The sequence below is a fragment of the Pseudomaricurvus alkylphenolicus genome (assembly GCF_011683955.1).
Taxonomy (GTDB): Bacteria; Pseudomonadota; Gammaproteobacteria; order Pseudomonadales; family Cellvibrionaceae; genus Pseudomaricurvus; species Pseudomaricurvus alkylphenolicus.
Genome location: NZ_JAAQPI010000001.1, coordinates 451500 through 467585, shown reverse-complemented (window position 1 = coordinate 467585; position 16086 = coordinate 451500). Strand labels below are relative to the sequence as shown.

Genomic DNA, 16086 nt, shown 5'->3' with positions numbered 1-16086 from the left:
GGCTCCAATAGAACACCCAAAACCAGTCGCCCTCGGAGCGGGCCGCTACGGAGAACGGTGCCAAATTGGCCTAAGCAAGTGTTAGGGGTTCTTGATGCGGGTATTGAGTTTGGGTACCGGTGGATGGCGAGTTTTGCAAAGGATACACCGAATAGAAGAATTTAACATCATTGGGGGCTGAGTAGGTAAGGGCGGTTCCCTCGGGAATCCAAAGCACATCCCCCGCAGCGGCTTGATAAATTTTATCATTCACCACCAATTCCAATTCACCGTCGTGAATAAACAGCACTTCGTCGTAACTCACTGTCCATTCCATATGGCAACCGGCGACAAACAGACCCATGCCTGCCCCGAGCGCTTTACTGTTGCTGCGATTGACCAGCGGTAAGATCGATGACTGACTTTCATCCACTGTCCACTGTTGTTGATCCTGTTTAAACAAACGTACTATTTCCAAAACGCCATTTTCCAAAACATAAGACCTCAAATATTCAATGCACATCAAGTATGTGCACCAGAACTTTTACGCACAATTGAATATTGCTAACGGCAGAGGCAAAAAAAATCATCCATCCAATCACTCGTGGCAAGGTCCATTTTGGGTATGATGATTCAACGCTTTCAGACAAAACAAATAATTCACCCGCAATGGGGACTGATGGAGAAAGAGCCATGAATCAACACAGTAAAGCCCGCCCGGACAATGGACTACCCAAAACCGTAGAGTCCACACTGCCCTCAAACTGGTATCTGGATGAGAAGATCTTCAGGATTGAGCGTGAAAACATCTTTCATAAAGAGTGGGTTTGCGTCGGTCGCGAAGAGGAATATCCAGATAAGGGTGCACATAAAGTTCTCGACGTCATGGGCGAAAGCATCATCGTGGTTAGAAATGGTGAAGGTGAGATCAAGGCCTTTTACAATGTTTGTCGTCACCGCGGTGCTCGCATCTGTCCCACCAATGATCAGGAAGCCAATGAAAATTCCAATAACCGCGTGCCGGTCAGGGGCGGTGTCCGCCCTAACGGCAAAATCATGTGTCCATACCACGCCTGGACCTACGATTTGAACGGTAACCTACTCAGCGCGCCACACATGTCCGAGGAGATGGGGTTTAAGGTTGAGGAATATGGACTGCACCCCGTGGGGGTGGGATGTTGGGGCGGTTTTGTTTTTTTGAATCTGTCCCCGGAGACAGCTCCGGATTTTGAAGAGTACGTCAAAGAAGTCGACGAGCGGCTGGTGCGTTATCCCATGGAAGAACTTCGAACCGGCAAACACATTCGCTACGAAGTTAACGCCAATTGGAAAGTCATCTGCGAAAACTACAACGAGTGTTACCACTGTGGTCCGGTACATCCGGAACTGTGCCAGGTGGTACCTGCATTTCGTGAAAACGGCGCCACCGATCTGGATTGGGATCGCGGCATACCACACCGCGAAGGGGCAGACACCTTTACCAAAACCGGTACGTCACCACGCCGTTCTTTCCCGGGGCTGAACGAAGACGAGCAGACCCGTCACAAGGGCGAACTGCTGTATCCCAATATCTTTCTGTCCATTGCCCGAGAGCACGTGGTGGCATTTGTGCTGCACCCCAAAGCCTGTGGGCACACGATTATTGACTGCTATTTCCTGTTCGAAACCTACGAGATGGAAAAGACAGAGTTTGATCCCTCGGATGTGGTCGACTTCTGGCATCTGGTCAACCGTCAGGACTGGGGCATCTGTGAGCGTGTGCAGGAGGGGATGAAAGCCAGAGTTCACGACGTGGGCATTTTCTCCCCCATGGAAGATTGGAACCTGGATATTCGCCGTTATGTGAGTGATCGCATCGAAGCCTTGGTGGAAGAGGTTTAACCGCCTATGTACAGCAGCAATTACGATGTCCTGTTCGAGCCCATTCGCATCGGGCCGGTTACGGCAAAAAACCGTTTTTACCAGACACCCCATGCCAACGGCATGGGGTATAACATGCCCAACAGTTCCGCCGCTTATCGTGAAATGAAGGCCGAAGGCGGCTGGGGCGTGGTATCGGTGGAGTATTGCTCCATCCACGAAACGTCGGACGATGGCCCCTGTGCCTACCAGGCCTTGTGGGATGGCAACGACGTTAAAGCATTGGCGCAAACTGCCGAAGGAATTCATCGCCACGATGCACTGGCGGCGATTGAGCTTTGGCATGGCGGTTTAAAGTCCAACAATCGCTTTACCCGCGTGCCCACCATGAGCCCGTCCGGCCATATGACCGGCTATCTGCACACCGCCAGTGTGTCTCGCGCGATGACCAAGAAAGACATTCGTGATTTGCGTCGGTGGCAGGTGGATGCGGCGCTGCGCGCAAAGCAAGCGGGCTACGATATTATCTATGTGTATGCCGGACACGAGTTTCTGCCAGTTCAGTTTCTGTCCAAAAAATACAACCAGCGCACTGACGAATACGGTGGTTCGCTGACAAACCGTGTTCGCCTGCTGCGGGAAATGATCGAAGACACCCGCGAGGCGGTGGGTGACAGCTGCGCCGTTGCCGTGCGTTTGGGCGTGCATGGTTTTGCTCATCCGGTTATCGGTACCGAAGGTGGTTATGAAGACCGGGAAGTGATCGAAATGCTGGCTGAATTGCCCGATCTCTGGGACGTGAATTTTGCCGGTTCCCACAACGGCAACGACTCCTGCAGTGCCCGCTTTTCCAACGAAGGCTATCAGGAATCGTTTATCGACTTTGTGAAAAGCACCACCAGCAAACCTGTAGTGGGGGTGGGGCGATTTACCTCGCCCGATACCATGGCTGGCCAGATTCGCCGGGGCGTGATTGATATTATCGGTGCGGCCCGCCCGACGATTGCCGATCCATTCCTGCCCAACAAGATCCGTGAAGGGCGAGAAGATGAAATCCGTGAGTGCATCGGTTGCAATATTTGCCGCTCGGCCAACAATGAAGCCCTGCCATTGCGATGCACCCAAAACCCGACCATTGGCGAAGAGTGGCGCCGGGGTTGGCATCCTGAAAAGTTCCCGCAAGCATCAGAGCCTGAGTCTGTGTTAGTTGTTGGCGGGGGACCGGCAGGGTTGGAATGCGCGTTGACCCTGGGCCGTATGGGCCATCATGTCACTCTGGCAGAAGCGGGAGAGGAGCTGGGTGGTCGACTGCTCAAGGAAGCCAAGCTTCCAGGCCTTAGCAGCTGGATTCGAGTGGTCGACTACCGGGCAACCTTGCTAAAACGTATGCCCAACGTGGAGATTTATTACGATAGCCAGCTCAGCGCTGAAGACATTATCGAATTTGGTTTCTCGCACGTGGTACTGGCCACCGGTTCCCAGTGGCGCGCCGACGGCGTGGGTTTTAGTAACAAACGGCCCATCGAGATTAACCCGGATGCTCGTGTGCTGACACCGGCTGACTGTATGAACGATGCCGATGTGCAAGGCGACGTTGTGATCTTTGACGACGACCATTACTACATGGGTGGCTGCCTGGCGGAAAAGTACATGAACGCGGGTCACAGTGTTACTTTGGTCACCCCGGCGACCAGCGTTTCTGAATGGACGGCGTTGACCGACGAACAGTGGTTCGTTCAAACCAAACTGCTTCAGTCAGGTGTAAACATCATCACCACACAGCAGTTGACCAAGGTGGAGGCCAAGACGCTGGAGCTGGCCTGTGTCTATAGTGGCAAGAGTCAAACACTGTCATTTGATACTTTGATTCTCGCCACGGCTCGCATGCCGAAGAATGAACTCTTCGAGCAGCTCACACAACCCGAACAGGAGCAACGCTTCGAGAGCATTCGCTGTATCGGCGACTGCGAAGCACCGGGTGCGGTGGTGGATGCGGTTCATTCCGGGCATCGCTTTGCGCGTTTGTTCGGGCGGGAGCAGACCCACACGGTTTCCTTTAAACGGGAACAGATTATTTTAGAGACCATCAATATTTAGAACTCCAACTTAGCGTTCCTTCGCATCGGGATTAGGTCCAGTATCAAGTTGACTAAATCTAATCCCGCTTTTTGAGGCATCGTTAGAGCGGCTCCTAACCCTCAATTTCACTCCGCACAATACCCGGCGTCCTGGCGGCACCTTTGACTCTGTCCGGATGATCACGCTCGTTAAAGCGACGCAACCCCTCCATCAGCTGGTCGCTGGCGTCCGACGTGGTCAGTAGGCGATTAAAACATTCCGCTTCAATTCGCAGTCCCTCACGCAAATCCTGTCCAAACCCCCGCACTGCAGCCTCTTTGTCCGCATGGATGGCCGGCTGCGGCAGAGTGGCAATAAACTGAGCCATTTCCACGGCACGGGCCAGGGATTCACCCTTGGCCACGACCTCATTGGCGAGCCCGATTCGATACGCCTCCTGGGCATCAATCACCTTACCGGTAATAATCAGTTCCATGGCACGGCCCATACCCACAATTCGCGGTAAACGCTGCGAGCCGCCATCGGCCAGACCGATATTCCAGCGGCGGCAGGTCACGCCAAAGGAGGCGTGCTCTTCCACGATTCGCATATCCGCAAAGCAGGCCCATTCCAGGCCGCCTGCGTAGGCCACACCATTAACGGCGGCAATGATGGGTTTGTAGATGTCCGTCCAACGTGAGGGCCCCAGAATTCCAGGGGCTTCGCCACGATTATGACGGGCCACATCGGCGGCTTCTACCGGGCACAGAGACGCTACTTCAGGGTCGGGGTGGTCGGTGGGCTCGGTCGCGCCAAAATTGCTCTTCAAGTCACCACCGGCGCAGAATGCGGAGTCTCCGGCGCCCGTTAAAACGGCGACCTTGGCGGTATCGTCCGTGCGAAAGCGATTAAAGGCGTGCACCAGTTCGCGATGGGTACGGGTGCCGATACAATTTTTTACCTCCGGGCGGTTAAAGGTGATGATGCTGACAGGACCTTCCTGAGCGTAGGTAATCTGTTGATATTGCATGGTGTTGCTCCTTTTCGACGTTAGAAAGCTTGGAGATCAAGATATCTGCTGCAGGGCGTCCGAATAAGGTTATAATCCACAGGTTAAGGGGTCCTTAGATTGCATCGCGGGAGTGAGATTGGACCAATGGGGCAGGAAACATGGGGTTGAGATTCGACCAATCACTACAGAGAAAGCTGCTGTATCCCAGTATTCCCGTGGGGTTCCTCAATGATGTCCTGGCGGCGGCGCAACACCGGGGCCTGCCCGTAGAGCAGTTGTTGCTCAACCAGGGTCTCTCCCTCAACCAACTGAATATTGCCGGATTTCGCGTCTCAGTGGATCAGTACAGTCAAGTGGTGAAGCAATTGGGTGAGCATACGGACGATGCCTTTCTGGGATTTCTGTCGCGGCCGGTACCCATTCGGGCATTCAGTGTTTTCTGCTACAGCGTTGTGGGTTGTCGAAATATGCAGGAGGTGATTGATCAGGCCAATCACTTCTACGCATTGTTTACTGACGATTTCCATTGGTCGTTGCAAGAAGAGCAGAATGAGCTCCTGCTCAGCATCCAGATCAAGCCCCTGTTGCCGCTTGATTATCGCTTCGTGATTCAGAGCCTGTTATTGATGACGATTCGGTTGCTGGGGTGGTTGTTGGGTGAAGATCTGGAGCCGAGGGAAGTCGATTTTACCTTCTCAAAGAATAATACCGATGAGAATCTCACTTATCTGTTTGGCAACAAGATTCACTATGGCTGTGAAAGCAACAGCGTCAGGTTCGACCGCCGTATCGGCGATGCCAAGCTGTCCTGCACTCGTGATCAAGTCAGTCAACTTCTTAAAAACACTCGTCATCTATTCTTGGTCAGTCGTTTAAAAAATCCACTGTCACAAGAAGTTCGTCGCTTACTGCTAATGAACAAATCTCAAGAGTGGCTGGAGGTAGAGGAGGTCGCTGAATTACTGGGCTTGAACAAAAACCTGCTGTGGCGAAAACTAAAGAAGGAGGGCACCAGCTTTTTGGAGATTCGCGATCACATTAAGCGGGACTGGTCGCTGACATTGCTTGAGGATCCTGGCAAGACTGTGGAACAAGTGGCGGATCAGCTGCGCTATTCCGATGTCAGCGCTTTCCGTAAGGCATTTAAAAAGTGGACAGGATTGCAGCCTGTACAGTATCGACGTGAGATCAAGGTTGATGGTTAGCGGCAAACTCTGGTTCGCCATCGCTGTTCTGGTCCTCAATATCCTGAGTATCAGTTCAAGCCAGTCGCAACCGGTCAGCGAAAAACCCACTCTTAAACTGACTTCATTGAAATGGCCGGGCCTCGCCGATCCATCGCTACCCAATATGGGGTATATTCCTCACGCTGTGTCGACGGCGGTGGAGCGGGCCGGCTTTAGCCCTGAGCTTACTATCGTTCCCTGGGCCCGAGCCGTCGAAAAGGTAAAAACCGGATATGCCGACGGCTTTATTTCTGTGTTTATGATCTGGGAACCCGGATTTCCAACGGTAAAGATCGAACCCTTCTATGTGGCCAATATCCACTTTGCTGCACGCAAAAACAGTGAAGTCAGCTTTGAACGGTTCGAAGATCTTTTTGGTCTGTCAGTAGCGCAACTGCGCGGCAGCTGGTACGACGATCGATTTCACCACTCAGACCGGGTAAATAAAGTGTATGTCACCAATCTAAAGACCGGGTTGCGGATGGTTGCGCGCAAACGTGTCGACCTGTTTATCGAACCGGAACATCCGTTGCTCTATGCCATCGACCAGATGCCAGCGGTCGATCAGGCTAAATTGACCATTCTACCTACACCGCTGACCAAGCATGCACTCGGTGTGCGTTTGGGGCCACAAATGGTAGACAACGAGGAGGTCATCGGTCGGTTGAATAACGCCTTTCGCGAGATAAAGGCCGATGGTACCCTCAGGAGCTTGATGCAAGAGCATAAACTCCGGGGAACAGTGGAAGTACCTTAACAAAGCCAATCGGTAGACGCAGATTTGAGTCGGCGTCTAAGATATTGAAATAGCCTGGCGTAGCGGGTATTCTTCCCGACGAACACAATCAACCAATTGGACACGGAATTATTCTGTTCATCTTATGAACGTTCGGATGATTCTTCACTATTACAGGGACGGGACTCTTTATGACCACCTTACGCATTCTATTTATTTCCTGCTGTATGCTCTTTGTCGGGTGTGCTTCGAACCCAATGCAGACGGCTACCAATCAAACACTAGAAAGAGTATCGGAAGACAAGACGCAGGTGGTTTTTATGCGTTCATCGTTTGTCGGTAGCGCCATTAATGCCTCTCTTTATGACGTTACCGATGGCGATCCGGAGTTCATAGGTATCATCGCCAACGACACAAAGATCGCTTATGAAACCCAACCGGGTGAACGAGTGTTTATGGTAGTCTCTGAAGCCGCTGATTTTCTCAACGCTCAATTGGATGGTGGCAAGGTGTACTATTCCATGGTGACCCCTCGTATGGGGGCCTGGAAGGCGCGATTTTCCCTATGGCCCATCCGCAATGACGGGACAAGCAAGTTCAATACCCAAGACAAATCGTTTGATAAGTGGATTCGTGCTACCAAGCTGGTTGAAAATTCACCAAAGGCAAGTCAGTGGTTCAACAGCAATGTGGATAGTGTAAAGGCGAAGCAGGCAAAGTACTGGCCTGTTTGGCAGCAGAAGTCCGAAGCTGATCTGGCGAAACGTACCTTGAACCCTGAAGATGGTATTTAGAGTGTAGCCCCGGTAAGTGAAAAGACCCAAACCATAAGACCAATATCTTTGGTTTGGGTTGTTCTCGACTACGTTTCCCCAAACCCCACATCCAAGGCTGCGGCAATTTTATCCGCTTCATCCGTCGTTAGAGTCAGAGGCGGCGACAAGATAATTTTGGTCCCCACGGGCCTGATCAGCACACCCTGTCTGCGCGTGGATTCCGCCACTCGTGAGGCATAACCATCCATCGGATTGATTGGCTCGCGAGTCTGTTTATCCGTTACCAGATCCAGCGCAATCATCAAGCCCTTACCCCGAACCTCACCGACAACTTCGTACTTATCGGTCAAAGGCTGCAGAACTTCCAACAGATACGCTCCTACTTTTGCTGCGTTCGCAGGCAGACTTTCCTGCTCAACAATATCCAGAACGGCCAGAGCCGCAGCACAGGCGGTGGGGTGACCCGAATAGGTATAACCGTGCATGATCATTGAACTGAAGTCGCTACTGTTTTCAATCGTTTCGGCGATGCGTCGGTTAAACACGGTTGCCCCCAGAGGGATGTAGCCAGCGGAGATTCCTTTGGCCAGGCATAGAATATCCGGGGCCACTCCCCAACCACGACTGCCCAGTATGGAACCCGTGCGGCCAAATCCGGTAACCACCTCATCGGCGATCAACAAAATGCCATAACGGTCGCAGATTTCCCGTACCTTTGGCCAATAGGTTTGTGGCGGGACAATAACGCCGCCCGCGCCCTGCACCGGTTCGGCAATAAATGCCGCAATGCTGTCGGCGCCATGGAACTGGATTTGGTCTTCCAGTTGTCGGGCGCAATGTGCCGCCAGCTGCTCAGGATCTTCACAGTCCCAGGGATTGCGATACAGCCAGGGAGTGTCCAGTATAATGCATCCGGGCATCAAAGGACCGTGGTTTAGATGGTAAACGTTGTTGCCCCCCACGGAGGTGCCACCGAAGTGCACACCATGGTAAGCATTGCGTAGCGACATAAACTTGGTGCGTTTGGGTTCGCCGGCCGCCAACCAATATTGGCGGGCCATTTTCAGTGCCGTTTCCACTGCATCGGAGCCGCCGCTGCTAAATAGCACGCGCGACATATCTTCCTGTTCAAACATTGACGTCAAACGATCAGCAAGGTCGTATGCTCTGGGGTGAGCAATACCGTCAAACATTTGGTAATAGGCCAGCTCGTCCATCTGTTGTTGGATGGCTCGCTTTACGGATTCACGATTGTGCCCGATGTTGACGTTCCACAATCCGGCTATGCCATCGAGCAGCTGATTGCCGTCGATATCGGAGACATAGTTACCGTTGCTGCCGGCTATAATCAACGGCGCCGTTGAATTGGCAGGCGACATGGGATGCCAGAATTTTCTTTCAGCTGTTTTGTATTTCTCGTTCATAACGTCATCTCTGGTGAAGGCTATTTGTTAACGTAAAGCAGGTGATGAGAGGTGTATTCAAGCAGCCCCTCAAGCCCAAACTCCACGCCGAATCCAGACATTTTGCAGCCGCCGAAAGGAGTGTTGGGTTGGATCTGCGCGTGGCAATTAACCCAGCTCACTCCGCTCTCCAGTTGTGAGGCGATTTCTTTGGCGGCATCGGAGTCTGAAGACCAGACTGAGCCACCGAGACCGGAGTCGCTGGCATTGGCTCGGGCAACCGCATCGTTGACATCCCGGTAGGCGATAATAGGCAACACCGGACCGAACTGTTCTTCGTCCACCAGCGCAGTGCCATCGGTGATGTTTGCTACAATCGTCGGAGGGTAAAAATACCCAGCGCCCTTAATGGCTTCTCCGCCACACAGCACCGTTGCACCTTGTTGTTTTGCGTCTTCCACCAGTTTTGCCACTTTGTCGAACTGACGGGCGTTTTGGATAGGGCCAAAGTTCACGCCCTCATCCAACCCGTTGCCAACCACTTGTTGTTCAGCAATTCGCGTCAGACGCTCGCAGAAATCCTGGTATTGAGACTCGTGTACGTATAATCGTTTCAGTGCGGCACAGGTTTGGCCCATATTCAAAAAGGCCGCCTGAAAAATGTCTTCGCAAACTTGAGCCGGATGGGTGTCCGGGAGCACGATACCAGCGTCGTTGCCGCCCAGCTCCAGCGTCAGCCTTTTCAAATTGCCGGCGGCGCCTCGCATAATGTGCTGACCGGTTTGTGTTGAGCCGGTAAAAATTATCTTGTTGATGAAAGAGTGTTCCGTGATGGCCGCCCCAATAGCGGCGGCGCCGGTCACGATATTAATCACTCCGGGTGGAACGTGCAGATTGATGATCTCCACCAACCGAAGTGTACTCAGGGGTGTAAATTCGGAGGGCTTGCTGACAACGGTATTGCCTGTGCGAAGTGCGGGCATAATGTGCCAGACGGCTATCATAAAAGGCCAGTTCCAGGGAGTGATCGAGGCAACCACTCCGAGCGGTTTGCGGTGCAGCTCGATTCGTTTGTCGGAGGTTTCTTCAACGACTTCTACCGGAATGTCCAGTTCTGCGTTGTAGCGAGTCCAGGCAACTCCTCCCATTACTTCCGATTCTGCCAGCGCCAGAGGCTTACCCTGTTCCTCCACAATCAGCCTTGCCAATTCATCACATCGGCTTTCGATGTCGTCTGCAATGCGATGGAGAAGTGCCCGCCGCTCCGCATCAGAGCTTCGTCGCCAGCTGACAAAGGCTTGCTTGGCTGCGGCCACCGCCTGATCGAGTTGCTCTGTAGAGCCACAGGGGCATTGTGCAACGACCTCTGCCGTAGCCGGGTTAATGACATCAAAACAGGCTTCTGCGCCTGCCTCGCCTTTACCATCAATGACCAGTTCAAAGTGCTTGTTCATGGGGAGCCCTCCTTATGATTTTCGCAATAATCTCATAATATGAGATTTAGTCAAATAAATATAATCTGATGTTCCCCGATTGGAGAAGGCAGTCGCACTTTGAGATAATGCCGGGCTTCCACATTACGAAGAAGATCAGCGGAGGTTTAGGTGTCGAGTTTGAGCAAGATGTTAAAGGTTCTCGACCTATTTGGGCCTGAGGCCCAGAAGTTGGATGCCGATTTCATCGCCCAGGAAATGGACTTGTCACGGGCAACGGCTTATCGATACGTCAAGGAACTCTGCGATGCCGGGTTGCTCTGGCGCCTTGATGGTAGCTATGCGCTGGGGCCGAGGCTGATTGAACTCGATTGTATGATGCGCCAAAACGATCCGCTCATATTGGCGGGCCATGAGCCTATGCAGGCGTTGTCGGAGAAAACAGGACTGGCTGTTTTTATCAGTGTTTACTATGACGGCCGTGTGATAAACACCCATGTTGAGCAGCCCACCAAGACGATTAATCTGGCTTTTGGTCGAGGTCGGCCGCTACCTATTTTTAAAGGGGCGCAGTCCAAGGTGTTGGTTTCTCATCAGAAAGGCAGGCGTTTAAAGCGCATCTTTGAAGAGCATATCGAATCTGATACGACTTATGACTTTTCCTGGAAGGATTTTTTGCAAGTGACCAAGAGAATCCGCCAGGACGGTTACTGCCAAACCCACGATGAACTCAATTTGGGACTGACAGGTATTGCCGCGCCCATTAACAATGTTGCCAATGACGAAGTGGTTGCTAGTCTGGCCGCCGCGGGTAACACCAGGGACTTTGAGTTGCTCCGTTCGGAAGTGGTGGTGGAACTGGTGATTGAATACGCTCGCCTGATTAGTGAGAAGCTTAATCCCTAAGCCGCAATGGCCCAAATGCGCGTAGATGAAATTGAGTTTTGAACTCGGTTCTGGTCGGACTGTCGGCAGAGTGCGAAAAGCTGAACTTCGGCGTGGCACAGTTTGTCTTCGTGTGTAGCAGCGCGCTCCGAGCGCGACCGGGTTGGCACCGTCTCTTTGCACAATAACCGACCATTGGAATTAGGTGTTTTTCCCAGGTCTTTTCTTTGCGGATAGGAGGAAAGGGGCTGGTGATTTTGTGCCACAACGGGCGGCTGGGTGTCCGTTGGAGGGGCACGCTACCGGCCCTCCCGGCTTCCCTCAGTCCCCAATGAGCCAAGCAAAAAACGCTTGTCTCATTGACTCCTTCGGCGTTCGCTTGAAATGCCCCTCCAACGAACACCCAGCCACCCTTAAGACCGAGGTATGCCGACTTGTTCGTTCTGAACTTTGCAACTTCAAACCGTTGATATGGAGAAAACCCATCGCGCTCAGAGCGCGCTCCTACAGGTGGTTGGAGAATCCTGTAGGAGCCGGCTCTGAGAGCCTGCCCCGCCTTATCGGGTACGGCGATTGCGCTCGAAGAGCGCACACATCTACTTCAGGTTATGGCACAAAACCGCCTGTCGTAAGAATCACTTCTATTACTCATTCCTCCTCCATTTTTGCACTTCCGTTCTCCTGGATACCGGTTGACTGATATGTCGCCAGCTTGAGTGATTTCTTTGCTTTGAGAAATTTACCCTCTACCAGGCAATAAAATCCGTTGACCAAATAGCACAAATCTCATAATATGAGATTCAAGCAATCAAAACGGTGTTCTAGAAAAGATGAATGGCGCTGAATTACTGGTAAAGTCCGCAGTCGAAACGGGCATTGAGTACTGTTTCGCTAATCCCGGTACGACAGAAATGCCCCTGGTGGCGGCAATGGAGACAGAGCACCGCTTAAAACCGGTTCTGTCCATGTTCGAAGGTGTTTGTACCGGGGCCGCCGATGGCTACGGCCGCATCGCCGCCAAGCCGGCTCTGACCCTTACCCATCTCGGGCCGGGCTTTGCCAATGGCATCGCCAACCTCCACAACGCACGCCGTGCCAATAGCCCGATAGTGAATGTGGTGGGTGATCACGCTGCCTGGCACGTGAATTACGATCCCCCTCTGGCCAGCGATATCGAATCCCTGGCACGTCCGGTATCAGGTTGGGTGCGTACGTCCCGTTCTGCGGCGGGTATCCCAGAGGATTTTCTGGCAGCAGTTAAAGCGTCCTGGCAACCGGCCGGGCAGGTGGCAACGTTGATGTTGCCCATGGATCTGCAGGCGGCCGATGTCACTGCAGAGTCAACGCCTTTGACAGTGAGTGCTCCAAGCAGACGTTTTGATAACGGCAGTGTTGAAGAGATTGCCGTACAGATTCGCGCCGGCAAGCGTCTGGTGTTTATTGTGGGCGACACGGGTTTATCAGAAGAAGGCTTAAAGGCCGCTGGCCGCCTAAAGCGGCTTGAAGGCATTGAGCTGTATGCGGAAACCTTTCCCCGGTTGAGTTATCGCGGGGGTGGCTTGCCAGATCTGGATCGATTGCCTTATTTTCCGGAGCAGGCCATCGAAGTGTTGAATCAGTACGACTATGTTGTCTGCGCGGGTGTTGTAGATCCTATCAGTTATTTCGGTTACGAAGGTCTGCCTTCCCGTTTGGCTGAGGAAGATCGGCTCATGTCGCTGGCTCGTGTTGGTGATGATGTAACGAGTGCGCTCTCCGCCTTGGCTGAGATGGTTTCGGCACCGGGTTTTTCTCCACTGCAAGGAGAGGTTGCACTTGCGTCTCCAAATGAGGCGTTAACCCCTCAATCTATTGGGCAAGTTGTCTCGGCCAATCTTCCTCGCGATTGCATTGTGTCAGTCGAAGGCGGTACCTGCGGTTATCCGTTTTTCTCTGCCTCTGCGCACGCGGCCAAACACAGGGTCATGACCAACACCGGTGGCGCCATTGGCCAGGGTATTCCCGCCGGGCTGGGAGCCGCGTTGGCGGAAAGAGGCAACACCGTGGTGTGTTTGCAATCCGACGGCAGTGCGCAATACACCATCCAGGCGCTTTGGACGATAGCCAGAGAGCAACTGCCGGTCGTGATCCTAATCGCGGCGAATCATCGCTACGGCATTCTGCAGAACGAATTGCGTCGCTATGGAGTGACGGACTTTGGTCCTCAATCGCTGACGCTAACGGAACTGGAAAAACCACGGATTGACTGGCAGGCGCTGTCGCGGGGTTATGGAGTACCTGCCGTAACCGTTGCCACAAATGAAGAGCTCTCCCGGGAGTTCAATGCAGCTTGCGCTGCAAAAGAGCCACGACTGATTGAAATGGCCCTGTAAGCGGATGGAGACTATGAATAACACGCAACTTCTGCCGCAGGTGCAAGCGTTTCTGGATAAACCACACCAATTGTTTATCGGGGGCCAATGGTGCGCCGCTGCCGATGGTGGGACGTTTACTGTCGAAAATCCGGCAACCACTCAAGTGATCGCCGAGGTTGCAGACGCTGCCGAAGACGATGTTAACGCTGCAGTTGCTGCAGCCAGGGACACGCTTGATACCGAGTGGAAGCAGGTATCTCCCTCCGAGCGTACCCGGCTGATGTTGCGTCTGGCCGATGCCATTGAAGCCCACGCCGAAGAGTTGGGACAGATTATCACCCTGGAAAATGGCAAGCCTTACACCAATGCTCAACAGGGCGAAGTTCGCATCACCGCGAATATCATTCGCTATTTTGCCGGATGGCCAAGCAAAATTGAGGGCAGCACTATCCCGGTTTCACCTTCCAGCGGCGAGCCCATGTTGAACTACACCCTGCGAGAACCCGTTGGTGTATGCGCTCTTGTGGTGCCCTGGAATTTTCCTCTGTCGATGTGTGCATGGAAGCTGGGGCCGGCATTGGCTACAGGCTGTGCCTCCGTGCTTAAACCTGCCGAGCAAACGCCTCTGGTGGCGATTCGTCTGGTCGAACTGATCGAAGCCTGTGGCTTCCCTGCCGGCACCGTTAATCTTATCACCGGATTCGGTGCCAAGGCGGGGGCGCCGCTGGCCGCTCACCCGGGAGTGGATAAAATCGCCTTTACGGGCTCCACTCAGGTCGGCCGACTGATTGCCCAGGCCGCCACTGGCAATATGAAAAAAGTCTCCCTGGAGCTGGGCGGCAAGTCCCCCAATATCATCCTGCCGGATGCTGATATAAAACGGGCGGCCAAAGGGGCTGCCGACGGGATTTTCTATAATCAAGGTCAGGTATGCACCGCCGCATCGCGGTTGTACGTGCATGACAGCGTGCTGGATCAAATACTCGACGAACTGTCTTCCCACGCGGCCAAACACGTGGTCGGCCCGGGGTTAGCCGCCGACACCACCATGGGGCCGCTGGTGTCGGCCGCGCAACACCGTACTGTCAGTGGTTATCTGGAGCGTGCCGCCAATGAAGGGGCGGAGTTGATCTGCGGTGGTCAACGCCCCGAGGGTCTGGAGACGGGCCACTTTCTGGAGCCCACTGTGTTTCTGGATGCCAGCGAACAGGCATGCATCGCCCGGGAAGAGATTTTTGGACCTGTGGTTACCGTCATGAGCTGGTCCGATGTGGATGAATTGGTGCACCGGGCCAACAACACACCGTATGGATTGGCGGCGGGTCTGTGGACCAACGATTTACGCCAGGCGCATACCATTGCCGCGGAGCTGAAAGCCGGTTCCGTATGGGTGAACTGCTGGAACGTTGTCGACCCGGCGTCACCCTTTGGCGGCTACAAACAATCGGGTTGGGGACGGGAAATGGGCAAGAACGTCATTGATGCTTACACAGAAACCAAAAGCGTTTTCGTGAGTTTGGCCGGATAACAACATTGAATTGAGACAGAGAGGTAAGACTATGGATTTGGAACTGGAAGGACGCGTTGCCATCGTAACCGGTGGTGGTATGGGGATCGGTAAAGACGTAGCCCGTTTTCTGGCCCAGGAAGGTTGCAATGTGGTGATTTGCTCGCGCACGCTTTCGGTGTTGCAGGCCACAGCCGCAGAAATTGCAGAAGAAACCGGTCGCGACATTCTGCCGCTGGTGTGCGACACCAATGATATGGAATCGGTCAATAACATGGTGGCCAATACCATGGAGCACTTTGGTCGTGTGGATATCTTGGTGAATGGTGCCGCCGCACCTTCCGGTGTTGTTCGCAATGATATCGAACATGCCGGTGACGATGAGTTGCTGGGAGACCTGAATACCAAAGTGATCGGATACTTCCGATGCGCCAAAGCGGTAACACCTCACATGAAGGCACAGGGGTTTGGCCGCATCATTAACATTGGTGGGTTGACCGGACGCGGCAGCAAAGTGATATCCGGTATGCGTAACCTGGCCGTGGTGCATATGACCAAGTCACTGTCCGATCAACTCGGACCTCACGGTGTCACCGTCAATATTATCCATCCCGGTGTCGTCGACACGCCGCACATTCAGGAACTGTACGAACGCGAAGGCGAAAAGCAGGGCAAGACACCCGCGCAGGTTGAACAGGGTTACATTGATGCAACACCCATCCGACGTACCTTGCAACCCATTGAGATGGGTTGGCTGATCGGCTTTCTGGCCTCGCCCAAGGCCGGTGCCGTAACCGGTGAATCCATCGGCATCGATGGTGGCTTGACTCGCGGCATCTTTATTTAACCCAAGATAC

The 16086-nt window shown here is 53.3% G+C and carries 13 protein-coding genes; 9 read left to right on the top strand and 4 right to left on the bottom strand.

Annotated features, from left to right (window positions below; translation table 11 throughout):
* Positions 1-70 precede the first annotated feature (70 nt).
* Entirely contained in the window at positions 71-457 is a 387-nt protein-coding gene (locus HBA55_RS01845) for an AraC family ligand binding domain-containing protein (RefSeq protein WP_166986223.1), read from the bottom strand.
* Between the two features lie 215 nt (positions 458-672).
* Between HBA55_RS01845 and HBA55_RS01840 the strand changes: the two genes are divergently transcribed.
* Positions 673-1860 (top strand): aromatic ring-hydroxylating oxygenase subunit alpha, encoded by a 1188-nt coding sequence (locus tag HBA55_RS01840; RefSeq protein WP_166986220.1) that lies wholly within the window; start codon positions 673-675, stop codon positions 1858-1860.
* A 6-nt stretch (positions 1861-1866) separates the two neighbouring features.
* Positions 1867-3936, top strand: coding sequence for an oxidoreductase (locus tag HBA55_RS01835; RefSeq protein WP_166986216.1), 2070 nt, complete (start codon positions 1867-1869; stop codon positions 3934-3936).
* A gap of 94 nt (positions 3937-4030) precedes the next feature.
* Here HBA55_RS01835 and HBA55_RS01830 read toward each other — a convergent pair whose 3' ends face one another.
* Positions 4031-4927 carry an enoyl-CoA hydratase/isomerase family protein gene (locus HBA55_RS01830; protein WP_166986213.1) on the bottom strand — a complete coding sequence of 299 codons (897 nt, stop codon included), beginning with the start codon at positions 4925-4927 and terminating at the stop codon, positions 4031-4033.
* Positions 4928-5073: 146 nt separating this feature from the next.
* On the opposite strand from HBA55_RS01830, the gene HBA55_RS01825 reads away from it, so the two are divergent.
* The 3 genes from HBA55_RS01825 to HBA55_RS01815 all read left to right on the top strand — a co-directional run bounded on the left by HBA55_RS01825 (position 5074) and on the right by HBA55_RS01815 (position 7665).
* A complete protein-coding gene (locus HBA55_RS01825; RefSeq protein WP_166986210.1) occupies positions 5074-6114 on the top strand; it encodes an AraC family transcriptional regulator in 1041 nt (346 codons plus the stop codon).
* The gene (locus tag HBA55_RS01820) at positions 6107-6892 is read left to right on the top strand and encodes a substrate-binding periplasmic protein (protein ID WP_166986207.1); all 786 of its coding nucleotides are present in this window, start codon (positions 6107-6109) and stop codon (positions 6890-6892) included. Before HBA55_RS01825 ends, HBA55_RS01820 begins: the two co-directional genes overlap by 8 nt.
* Positions 6893-7191: 299 nt before the next feature.
* Positions 7192-7665, top strand: a complete 474-nt coding sequence (locus tag HBA55_RS01815; RefSeq protein WP_240945853.1) for a hypothetical protein — start codon at positions 7192-7194, stop codon at positions 7663-7665.
* Positions 7666-7733: 68 nt separating this feature from the next.
* Here the strand turns inward: HBA55_RS01815 and HBA55_RS01810 are convergent, their stop codons facing one another.
* Positions 7734-9071: an aspartate aminotransferase family protein gene (locus tag HBA55_RS01810; protein WP_166986202.1), complete on the bottom strand. Its 1338-nt coding sequence runs from the start codon at positions 9069-9071 to the stop codon at positions 7734-7736.
* A 20-nt stretch (positions 9072-9091) separates the two neighbouring features.
* Positions 9092-10504 (bottom strand): aldehyde dehydrogenase family protein, encoded by a 1413-nt coding sequence (locus HBA55_RS01805; RefSeq protein ID WP_166986199.1) that lies wholly within the window; start codon positions 10502-10504, stop codon positions 9092-9094.
* A gap of 168 nt (positions 10505-10672) precedes the next feature.
* On the opposite strand from HBA55_RS01805, the gene HBA55_RS01800 reads away from it, so the two are divergent.
* From HBA55_RS01800 to HBA55_RS01785, 4 genes are all read left to right on the top strand, one after another.
* A complete protein-coding gene (locus HBA55_RS01800) occupies positions 10673-11389 on the top strand; it encodes an IclR family transcriptional regulator (RefSeq protein WP_240945889.1) in 717 nt (238 codons plus the stop codon).
* 809 nt (positions 11390-12198) lie between these two features.
* Positions 12199-13740, top strand: coding sequence for an acetolactate synthase large subunit (locus tag HBA55_RS01795; protein WP_166986192.1), 1542 nt, complete (start codon positions 12199-12201; stop codon positions 13738-13740).
* A 13-nt stretch (positions 13741-13753) separates the two neighbouring features.
* Entirely contained in the window at positions 13754-15250 is a 1497-nt protein-coding gene (locus tag HBA55_RS01790) for an aldehyde dehydrogenase family protein (RefSeq protein ID WP_277345504.1), read from the top strand.
* A gap of 31 nt (positions 15251-15281) precedes the next feature.
* On the top strand, positions 15282-16076 hold the full coding sequence (locus HBA55_RS01785; protein WP_166986186.1) for an SDR family NAD(P)-dependent oxidoreductase: 795 nt from the start codon (positions 15282-15284) through the stop codon (positions 16074-16076).
* Positions 16077-16086: the final 10 nt, after the last annotated feature.